Annotated in this window: 10 protein-coding genes and 1 tRNA gene; 5 read left to right on the plus strand and 6 right to left on the minus strand. The window is 64.1% G+C overall.

All coding sequences use genetic code 11. The annotated features are described in order from the left end of the window. The first annotated feature begins 19 nt into the window (after nt 1-19). Nucleotides 20-934 (plus strand): NAD(P)H-binding protein, encoded by a 915-nt coding sequence (locus ACFPJ4_RS13130; RefSeq protein WP_386740897.1) that lies wholly within the window; start codon nt 20-22, stop codon nt 932-934. Here ACFPJ4_RS13130 and ACFPJ4_RS13135 read toward each other — a convergent pair. The 4 genes from ACFPJ4_RS13135 to ACFPJ4_RS13150 form a co-directional block, all read right to left on the minus strand. After that, complete coding sequence (locus ACFPJ4_RS13135; protein ID WP_386740898.1) at nt 890-1,396, minus strand: hypothetical protein; 507 nt, start codon at nt 1,394-1,396, stop codon at nt 890-892. The genes ACFPJ4_RS13130 and ACFPJ4_RS13135 overlap by 45 nt on opposite strands. Nucleotides 1,397-1,446: 50 nt before the next feature. After that, a tRNA-Thr gene (locus ACFPJ4_RS13140) sits at nt 1,447-1,512 on the minus strand. 106 nt (nt 1,513-1,618) lie between these two features. Continuing rightward, nucleotides 1,619-1,960 (minus strand): hypothetical protein, encoded by a 342-nt coding sequence (locus ACFPJ4_RS13145; RefSeq protein ID WP_386740899.1) that lies wholly within the window; start codon nt 1,958-1,960, stop codon nt 1,619-1,621. Nucleotides 1,961-1,972: 12 nt separating this feature from the next. Beyond that, entirely contained in the window at nt 1,973-2,413 is a 441-nt protein-coding gene (locus tag ACFPJ4_RS13150; protein ID WP_386740900.1) for a hypothetical protein, read from the minus strand. A gap of 271 nt (nt 2,414-2,684) precedes the next feature. Here ACFPJ4_RS13150 and ACFPJ4_RS13155 point away from each other — a divergent pair, with 271 nt between their 5' ends. From ACFPJ4_RS13155 to ACFPJ4_RS13165, 3 genes are all read left to right on the plus strand, one after another. After that, the gene (locus ACFPJ4_RS13155) at nt 2,685-3,332 is read left to right on the plus strand and encodes a hypothetical protein (protein WP_386740901.1); all 648 of its coding nucleotides are present in this window, start codon (nt 2,685-2,687) and stop codon (nt 3,330-3,332) included. 82 nt (nt 3,333-3,414) lie between these two features. Continuing rightward, complete coding sequence (locus ACFPJ4_RS13160; RefSeq protein WP_386740902.1) at nt 3,415-4,794, plus strand: 3' terminal RNA ribose 2'-O-methyltransferase Hen1; 1,380 nt, start codon at nt 3,415-3,417, stop codon at nt 4,792-4,794. After that, on the plus strand, nt 4,794-7,331 hold the full coding sequence (locus ACFPJ4_RS13165; protein ID WP_386740903.1) for a polynucleotide kinase-phosphatase: 2,538 nt from the start codon (nt 4,794-4,796) through the stop codon (nt 7,329-7,331). The genes ACFPJ4_RS13160 and ACFPJ4_RS13165 overlap by 1 nt, the downstream gene beginning before the upstream one ends. Nucleotides 7,332-7,388: 57 nt before the next feature. Here the strand turns inward: ACFPJ4_RS13165 and ACFPJ4_RS13170 are convergent, their stop codons facing one another. Beyond that, complete coding sequence (locus ACFPJ4_RS13170) at nt 7,389-7,811, minus strand: HEAT repeat domain-containing protein (protein WP_386740904.1); 423 nt, start codon at nt 7,809-7,811, stop codon at nt 7,389-7,391. Between the two features lie 290 nt (nt 7,812-8,101). Here ACFPJ4_RS13170 and ACFPJ4_RS13175 point away from each other — a divergent pair, with 290 nt between their 5' ends. Next, a complete protein-coding gene (locus ACFPJ4_RS13175) occupies nt 8,102-9,202 on the plus strand; it encodes a hypothetical protein (protein WP_386740905.1) in 1,101 nt (366 codons plus the stop codon). Here ACFPJ4_RS13175 and ACFPJ4_RS13180 read toward each other — a convergent pair. Then, nucleotides 9,199-9,324, minus strand: a 126-nt coding sequence (locus tag ACFPJ4_RS13180) for an integrase core domain-containing protein (RefSeq protein WP_386740913.1), incomplete at its 5' end; no start/stop codon positions are given. The two genes, ACFPJ4_RS13175 and ACFPJ4_RS13180, sit on opposite strands and share 4 nt — an antisense overlap.

Consider the following 9,324-nt stretch of genomic DNA (forward strand, 5'->3'; position numbering starts at 1 on the left):
AATAGGCAAGGAGCAAATCGTGCGCATCGCGATCACAGGAGGAACCGGATTCGTCGGGCGGCATCTCGCCGCTCGCCTGGACCCGGCGGACACGGTCGTCATCTCACGGCGGACCGGCATCGAGATCGACGATGTCGACGCGCTTGCCGCGGCCTTCGCCGGCTGCGATGTCGTCGTGCACGCCGCCGGGATCAACCGGGAGATCGGAGACCAGACCTTCGAGCGGGTCCACGTCGAGGGAACGCGGGCGATGGTCGACGCCGCACGGCGGGCGGGGGTGAAGCGGATCGTGATGGTCAGCTTCCTGCGGGCTCGGCCGAACTGCGGCTCCGGCTACCACGAGACGAAGTGGGCTGCCGAGGAGCTGATCCGACAGTCGGGGATCGACCACACGATCCTGAAGGCCTCGATGATGTACGGCCACGGCGACCACATGGTCGACCACGTCAGCCGAGCGGTGAAGACCTGGCCGGTCTTCGCGACCGTCGGGTTCCGCGGACGCACGGTGCGCCCGATCCCGATCGAGGACTTCGTCGACGTGATGCTGGCGGCCGCCGAGGGGCGCATCCCCGAGCCGACCGTCGCCGTGATGGGCGCCGAGGAACTGCCGCTCTCAGACGCCGTGCGACGGATCGCGCGCGTCGTCGGTCGCACGCCGCTCTTCATCGCGGTGCCGGTGTGGTCGGTGCGAATCCTCGCTCAGCTGACCGAGTGGACGATGGTCGTTCCGCTGGTCGCCAAAGCTCAGGCGAAGATGCTCGCGGAGGGCGTCAGCGAGCCGGAGCCATGGGCGCCTGAGGCGCCGGTCGAACTGCGCCCGTCGCATCTCTTCAGCGACGAGAGCATTCGGGCGGCGCTGCCGGAGGCGGGGCGGTTCGGGTGGGGGGACCTACGGGTGTCCCGGTGGATGGCAGGACTTCGCCAGCGCGTGTGATGCGTCCAGGAAGGCCGCTGCGGCGGCGTCGGTCTCGATGCGGAAGTCGCGTACCCCAGACGTGACGTCGTTCCGATCCATGTCGTCGTCGAGCAGGACGAGCTGCTGGGCAATCGCCGGCCCCTCGTGACCGACGTGTTGATGAGCCCACGAGCAGAGCTCTCGCGGTGTCAACTCACCGTTCAAGTAGCGCTCGCAACAGAACTGAAGGGCAAGGAGTGTGGCGCCGCTTGTCTCGAAATCAGGCGGTCGCTCACCCAACTCCGACAACGCGAAGAAGAGAAGCTCGCGTACCTCGTGACGGTCAGCATTGTGAATGGAGAGTGATGCGAGCTCGCGCAGCTTGGGGGTGTCGAGACCCTCGACGAGCCCATCGCAAGCCAACCGAATGACGGCCTGCGGATCCGGTCGCCCGATGCTCCACATCCCCCACGCTTCGCGAAGTGAGCGCTCGACCGACATGAGAGAAGTCTGGCGGCAGATCGACACGTCACACAGCGCCATTCTCGAAGAGCCCCGTGTCGGATTCGAACCGACGACCCCCGCTTTACAAGAGCGATCAGGATGCCAACGGGGGCGGCGGATCAGGTGAAAATCCCTGAAAACACGGGCCTTCTGGATGACACAGATGACATGGGACCGGTTTGGATGCCACACGATTGTGGGCAAAATGTGGGCAGACAGCTATCCGCCGAGATCGGTCTCCCACCTCGTCAAGATGGCGGCAGCCATGTCCCGGGCGGCGGTAAGACGGGGGTTTGCTAGAAGCTCCTGAATCGACGCATATTCGTCAACGGTCGACAGCTGGGCGTTCAAGTCGGTCAGGGCTCGGTCGAGTTCGGGCCCAAACACGTCGCCCGCGTCCAGGGCATCGCCCAGTCCGCTGTCGTCGAAAAGGCCTTCGCAGCACTCGACGAACGAAGACATGCGCGCGGGATCCAGGCCAGCCCAGACTTCGACCTGAAAACGCTCGTCAGCCAGCTCCTGAAGGCATTCAAGGATCAATCTGCGGTTGGGCTCGAACACGGTGTCGGAAACCTAGATATCCCCAAGCACTTGCTGCCAGGGGGCGACGAGAATCTGGTAGTCGGTGTCTGAGATCAGGTCCTTGACGCCCACTGCGAGCACGGCGGATCTGACGGCCTCTTCGGATCCGTTCTTGGCGCTCGGGCTGTCTTTGAGGTGACGGTCGTCTCGGTGAGTGGCGTGCCCAGCTGCGCGAGCAGCATCCAGCTCTTCGACTCGGCCGGCGCCGGCTGCCGCATCGAGGGCGCGCTGCCACGCGTCGATCAGAGCGTGGTTCGTCACGATCGGCGGATTCAACTCGCCCAAGAGCTCGGCCGAGACGGACGGTTTGCCCATGATCAGTCCTTCGTCGGACTCCCAGAGTCGTCCGAGAGTGTCGATCTCCTCGGCGGTGAGGGCGCCCGCTCGATCGATCATGGCCTGCAAGGCTGCGGGGTAGATCTCATTCGACATCGATGCTCATCTCTAATCGTGGCGTCTGCAACCGCTCGAATTGCCGAGCGCCTGCCCGACCCTCTCCAAGAAGCCCGAACGGACGATCGCCGAGTGTGGGGGCCGTCATGGACTGCAAAGCTACTCGGCACGTGTCCTAAGCCATTTCTCCCTCCCGGATCATACGGACGGGGCGACGCAAACGTAGTCCACGGCGTGGCCACCCCTGCTCGGTGAGCTGCCGTGATCTGTGCACTCGTCGTTCCTTGTCACGATGCGTTACGTTCGGCCCATGAGCGAGGTCGATGACGAGGACGATTTCACCCCCTGGACCGCGGAGGGTGCGGAGCGCTTGCGTGTGGCGGCGGGCGAAGCCGGACGGGCGCTTCAACGGCACGCCGAGGCGGTCGGAAAGCTCACAAGCAGCTCCCCTTCGATCGAGCTGATCGAGGCGTCCAACCTGCTACTGCCCGCGCTGCTTGAGGTCGCAACCGCTCAGTTCGAGTTCACCGGGAACTCGGGGCCCCTCGGGCTTCTGTTCAGCCTCGAGGACGAGGACGAGGACGAGGACGACGACGAGGACGAGGAGGAGAACACGACGGGCATTTCGATCCTTCAGCGCCGTGACTATCGAGTCTCAGACGAGGACTCGATCATCGAACAAGGACGCGAGGCGTACCTGCGCGTTTGGCCGGATGACACGGACGCCGAGGCTGCGGAAGACGTCACGTCACTCGGACGCGCGCTCTACCAGCTGGCGCATGACGCAGGTTCCTGGGACGTTCTCGAACGCGTTGACGGTCTGCGTCCAACGGGCGGCACCCTCCTCGTCGTGGCGAACGACGAAACGCTGGGACCGGATCCTGACGATTGGCCGGAGGACCTCTTCGACCATGACCCGGAGCGCGCCATCTATCGGCAGTCGGATTCGTACGACTGACGGAGCCGATGCCAGAGCTCCGCCGAAGAGGCAGGCGGCACGATAACCTGAGCAAAACATCAGCCCCAGCAATCGGACTCTCGTGCTTCTCACCATCAGCTACTCGGGCGCCGATGCCTCGGATCTCGGCTTCCTGCTGCACAAGCATCCCGGCAAGCTTCAGACCTTCTCGCTGAGCGTCGGGAACGCTCACGTCTTCTATCCGGAGGCGACCGACGAGAGGTGCACCGCGGCCCTTCTGCTCGAGGTCGATCCGATCGGGCTCGTGCGCAACAAGCGCTTGGGCGGCAGCGATTCTTTCTCGCTCGGCCATTACGTCAACGACCGTCCTTACGCGTCGTCCTCCATGCTCGCCGTCGCCATCGGCCAGGTGTTCCGGACCGCGATGACAGGCCGTAGTGACACTCGACCAGAACTGGCCGCCGCGGCGCTGCCACTCGAGATCGAGCTGACGTCTGTGCCGAGCAAAGGTATCGACGGGCTGGCGAGTCGTTTGTTCGAGCCCCTGGGCTGGAAGGTCGTTGAGACGGCGATTCCGCTGGACCCCGAGTTTCCCGAGTGGGGCGAATCTCGCTACTCCAACGTGCGTTTGGTCGGCGGGTTCCGCTTGTCGGAAGCACTCCGTCAGATCTACGTCCTGCTCCCGGTTCTGGACGACTCCAAGCACTACTGGGTCAGCGATGACGAGATCGGCAAGCTTCTGCGTGCCGGCGAGGGCTGGCTCTCGGAGCACCCGGACCGCGAGCTGATTACGCGGCGGTATCTGGCTCATCAGCGGTCGATGGTCGCGGATGCCACGTCTCGTCTGGTCGAAGTCGGCGACGATGTCGTCGTCGAGCCACCGACGCCCAACACCAGCGCGCCGTTGTATCAGATGCGCGCCGAGGCAGTCGTGGCAGCGCTCAAGGATGTCTCCGCCCATCGGGTCGCGGACGTGGGATGCGGAGAAGGCGCGTTGCTCCGCCGGCTGGTGGCCGATCCGTCATTCACCGAGATCATCGGTACGGATGTGTCCGCTCGCACCCTGACGGCCGCCGAGGAGGTCCTCCACCTCCGTGATCTGAGCGACCGGCAGCGAGCGCGCGTGCGTCTCATTCAGTCATCAGTGACGTATCACGACGCCCGCATCCGTGGCCTGGACGCGATTGTGCTCATGGAGGTCATCGAGCATGTCGACCCCGAACGCCTGGCGGCCGTCGAGTCCTCGGTGTTCGGCGACGCACGGCCGGAGGCTGTCATCGTCACCACGCCGAACTCCGACTACAACGCGCTGTATCCGAGCCTGCCTGCCGGACGATTCCGGCATCCGGATCACCGCTTCGAGTGGACCCGCGCAGAGATGCGCGGGTGGGCGGCAGGCGTCGCCGATCGCAACGGCTATTCAGTCGAATATCGGGCCATCGGCGACGTCGACACGTCCGCCGGATCACCTACTCAGCTCGCCCTGTTCAGGAGGATCTGATGGCAGAGCTGAAGATCCCTGAGATGTCGTTGGTGGTGCTCGTCGGCACCAGCGGTTCCGGCAAGTCGACTTTCGCGCGCGACAAGTTCGCCCCGTTCGAAACGCTGTCGAGCGACTTCTTCCGTGGGTTGGTGTCGAACGACGAGAACAGCCAGGCGGCGACGAGTTCGGCGTTCGAGGCGCTCCGTTTCGTGGCCGGCCAGCGACTCAAAGCGGGACTGGTTACAGTGGTCGACGCGACGAACGTGCGTCCGGAGGACCGTCGCTCGTTCGTCCAGCTCGCGAGGGAGTTCGATGTCCTCCCGGTGGCGATCGTCCTGGACGTGCCGGAGCGGATCTGCGTCGAGCGCACCGAGGCTCGGAGCGACCGCAGCTTCGGCGCGAACGTCATCAGGCGCCAGCGCGACGCGCTGAAGCGCTCGATGCGCGGACTTGGCAAAGAAGGATTCCGCCGCATCCACATCCTCGACGGGGTCGACGAGATCGACGCAGCAACCATCGTTCGGGAACCACTGCTCAACGACCTGCGAGGCGAGCTCGGTCCGTTCGATGCGATCGGTGACATCCACGGCTGCCGCTCGGAACTCGAGACCCTGCTCGGCGAGCTCGGCTATGAACTGCAACGGGATGCTGAGGGTCGGCCCGTCGATGCCTCTCACCCCGAGGGACGCAAGGTCGTGTTTCTCGGTGACCTCGTCGACCGCGGGCCGGATACGCCAGGCGTTCTGCGACTCGCGATGGGGATGGTCAAGAACGGGCACGCGCTGGCCGTTCCGGGAAACCACGAGTCGAAACTCCTGCGCTCGCTCCAGGGCAAGAAGGTTCAGACTAGCCATGGCCTCGCTGAGTCACTGACCCAGCTCGCTGCTGAGACTCCTCAGTTCCGCGCTGAGGTGATGGATTTCGCCGAAGGCCTGGTCAGTCATCTCGTCCTCGACGAGGGCAAGCTCGTCGTCGCTCACGCCGGCCTCATCGAGGCCTACCAGGGACGTGCGTCGGGGCGGGTCCGGTCATTCGCCCTGTACGGGGACACCACGGGGGAGACCGATGAGTACGGACTCCCAGTCCGGCTCCCGTGGGCGAACGACTATCGCGGCAAGGCCGTGGTGCTCTACGGCCACACCCCGACCTTGGAGCCGGAGTGGGTCAACAACACGATGTGCCTCGACACCGGGTGTGTCTTCGGCGGCAAGCTGAGCGCGCTGCGCTACCCGGAGCGCGAAGTCGTCTCGGTCCCGGCCGAGCGGGTCTGGTACGAGCCCGTGAAGCCTCTGGCCGTACCGGCTCAGGCCGTTGAAAAACGCGCATCCGGAACGCTGTCGATCGACGATGTCCTCGGCAAACAGATCATCGAGACAGGAACTCACGGTCGAATCACCGTCCGCGAGGACTTCGCCGCCGGCGCCCTGGAGGTCATCAGCCGATGGGCGATCGATCCGCGCTGGCTGGTCTACCTGCCGCCGACCATGAGCCCACCCGCGGCGTCGAAGCGCGAGGATCTGCTCGAGCACCCGGATGAGGCGTTCGCCTATTACCGAGGTGAGGGCGTCGACCAGCTCGTGTGCGAGGAGAAGCACATGGGCTCGCGAGCCGTCGTCGTGCTGACCCGGAATCCGGATCGCTTCGACGCGCCTGAGGGCTGGCGCGGGATCGTCTACACGCGAACCGGTCGCGCTTTCTTTGACGAGGCGCTCGGCCGAGAGTTCTTGGGGCGCCTCGATGCCGCCGTCGAGAAGGCTGGGCTCTGGGACGAACTCGAAACCGACTGGCTGGTACTCGACGCGGAACTGCTTCCGTGGTCGCTGAAGGCGGGCAGCATGATCCGCGAGCAGTATGCATCCGTCGGGGCGGCCGCGACCGCGGCACTGCCCAGGGCCGTCGCTGCGCTCGAGCGGGCTTCGGCAAATGGGGTCGACGTCGCCGAGCTGCTCGATCGAACGCGCGTGCGTCAGTCGGATGCCGAACTCTACGTCGACGCATATCGCGCCTACAGCGCGCAAACCGATGGGCTTCGGGGCGTTCAACTGGCGCCATTCCAGATCCTCGCGGCCGAGGGGCGGACTTTCGCGATTCAGCCGCACTCCTGGCACCTCGAGATCGGTGCGCGCCTTTCCGCCGCCGATCCTGATCTGATTCGAGCAACCCGATCCCTGACGGTTGATCTGAGCGATGAAACCTCAGTTGCCGCCGCCATCGAGTGGTGGAACCAGCTGACCTCCGCCGGGGGCGAGGGAATGGTCGTCAAGCCGATGGTCAACCTCGCGCGGGCCGGACGCGGACTGGTGCAACCGGGGGTCAAGGTCCGTGGCCGTGAGTATCTGCGCATCATCTACGGGCCCGACTACACCGAGCCCGCGAATCTGGCGCGGCTGCGCGATCGCAACGTGGCGCACAAGCGAGCGCTCGCTCTTCGGGAGTACGCGCTCGGGCTCGAGGCGCTGGAACGGTTTGTTAACGGTGACCCCCTGTGGCGAGTGCATCAGGCTGTGTTCGCGGTTCTGGCGATGGAATCCGAGCCGGTTGATCCGCGTCTCTGACTTTGGAAGTGGGAGCGGGCACAGAGGGGTAGGACAAAGCAGTGGGTGGATGGATCACTATTCGAGAAGCCCGAGCTGGTCAAGGCTGTACATGGCTTCGGCTCGGACGTCATGGTCGGGGTCGTTCTTCATCGCGACGATGAGGGCCTGAACGATGCGCTCGTCAGGGCCAAACTTATAGAGCACCATGGCGACCATAAATCGCGGCATCGGGTCCGGGTCGTTGGCTAGGACGGCCAGCAGAGTTGGGATCGTGTTGGGGTGATCGAAGCCGCGCGCGACGAGTCGGTCAACGACGCGGTGTCGCACTCCGGCTCGTTCGTGGTGCATTCCGGACTGCAGCTCTTCTGCCGAGTGAAGCGCGTCCGCGACTGCCGCATCGTCGCGGTCCTGAGTCTGCCCGACGGGGTCAACGTCGCGAATCGGAATCGGTCCAACGGGACCGATATAGATCTCGTCCGGTGGCTCGTCGTCAGGCACGGTCACATTCTGTGGGCAGCCAAACCATTCGCGCAGCTGTTCGTCGGTCGCGAATAGGTAAACGAATAGTTTGCGCATGGTTTTCCCTGATCGGCCCCGCCTGCCTGGCGGGGCCAGCTTTCCAACCTCCCCCACCCAGCAAGCAGTCTGAGTGAGGTTGGAAAGTACGCAGGCGCGACTGATCAGGGAACGTGAAGTGAGCGAGGCACTGGCGACCGAACGCGAAACAAGACTGCGGCAGGCGATTTGGCCAATCCGATCGTGTCGGCTGATGGCGAGAAGATGAGTCCATGCCGCAGCCGATTCGTGTGAGCGCCCCTCCCACGGGAGAGGTGTTCTTCCCACTCGCGTCGAACGCTCATTCCCTTGTAGCAGGAGCAGGTATCGGCAGCGTGCGAGGTCGATTGAAGACCGCGGCCATCCTGTACCAACACGTGCTCGTAGAAGCCGGTCAAGTAACCATCCATGCAGGAGCAAATGCATCCATGGCTTGGCGAGACGGGTTCGATCCCTCTCAGCTGCCCGAGTGGCAATCAACTAGGCAACGCTCGCTGGCCCAAGGTGGCAGCTTTTACGCCTCGGTTGCTCCTGAAGCCAGCTACGGCGTTCCCTCGCCTGGCCCGACGGTCGAGATTGTCAATTCCGTCGCGAGCATCGCCTGGGCGCCCACTTTCCATCCATTTGCAAGGGAGCTTCCCAAGGACCAGGACTGGCTGACGTTTGGGTTCCCGGGCGATGTCGATCCATCGTTTGACAGCCTATTGACTGCGTTGAAGAGGGTCGACGCACACAATCCCGCCCTGGATCGACTCGTGTCTGAGCATTTCGTTAAGTCTCAATTGATTGACGATGTCGCGAAGGATCTCGTGACTGGTGCGTCCGGCGGATGGGATGTCAGTGTCGATTCGTTTCATGCGAGGGTGTTCGCCGCCCGTTCGGCAGCCGACGCGAATCTGAAGGTTCGAGCGTTCGCGTTACCCATATTGGTGCCGGGCGTCCGAAGTCTCCCTTGGGAGGAGATCGCGAAGATTCGCAAGGCGAAATCGATCGAATTGCTTCGTGCAACTCTTCGTGAAGTTGAAGTCGAGGCCTATGAGATTGCGATTGCGGGCGGGGACATTGAACGAGCAGTTCATTCGACGTTCCAGAAGAAGATCGCGGCTGCGACCAGCGGCGTGGACCGTCTACTGCCGACGGCAGGCATGGCGCTAGCGAACCTCACAATCGGGCTTGCGGCGGGCTACGCCACTATCGGGCTTGGCTGGTACGGGCCAATTGCTTCGTTGGCGCCGGCGGCGACGATCGCGACGATCGATGTTGCGTCTCGTCTGAAGGCGCGTCGCCAGAGATCCTGGATCGGTCTATTTCAGGCAATGGCGGAGTCGAGCTAGCTGTAGTGCCCAGCCAGGTTGTTTGAGATGCGGCTGATGGGTGGGAGCTTCCCGATGGCGGTGTGGGGCCGGTGCTGATTGTAGAAGTGCAGCCATGCCGGGAGAGCGGCGCGGCGGGCTGA

The organism is Lysinimonas soli (assembly GCF_042655435.1).
In the GTDB taxonomy this organism is placed as follows: Bacteria; Actinomycetota; Actinomycetes; order Actinomycetales; family Microbacteriaceae; genus Lysinimonas; species Lysinimonas soli.

Bases quoted from the DNA above. Each gene is read 5' to 3' on its own strand.
- ACFPJ4_RS13135 (WP_386740898.1), bottom strand. From the start codon at position 1,396: ATGTCGGTCGAGCGCTCACTTCGCGAAGCGTGGGGGATGTGGAGCATC.
- ACFPJ4_RS13150 (WP_386740900.1), bottom strand. From the start codon at position 2,413: ATGTCGAATGAGATCTACCCCGCAGCCTTGCAGGCCATGATCGATCGA.
- ACFPJ4_RS13155 (WP_386740901.1), top strand. From the start codon at position 2,685: ATGAGCGAGGTCGATGACGAGGACGATTTCACCCCCTGGACCGCGGAG.
- ACFPJ4_RS13165 (WP_386740903.1), top strand. From the start codon at position 4,794: ATGGCAGAGCTGAAGATCCCTGAGATGTCGTTGGTGGTGCTCGTCGGC.
- ACFPJ4_RS13175 (WP_386740905.1), top strand. From the start codon at position 8,102: ATGCCGCAGCCGATTCGTGTGAGCGCCCCTCCCACGGGAGAGGTGTTC.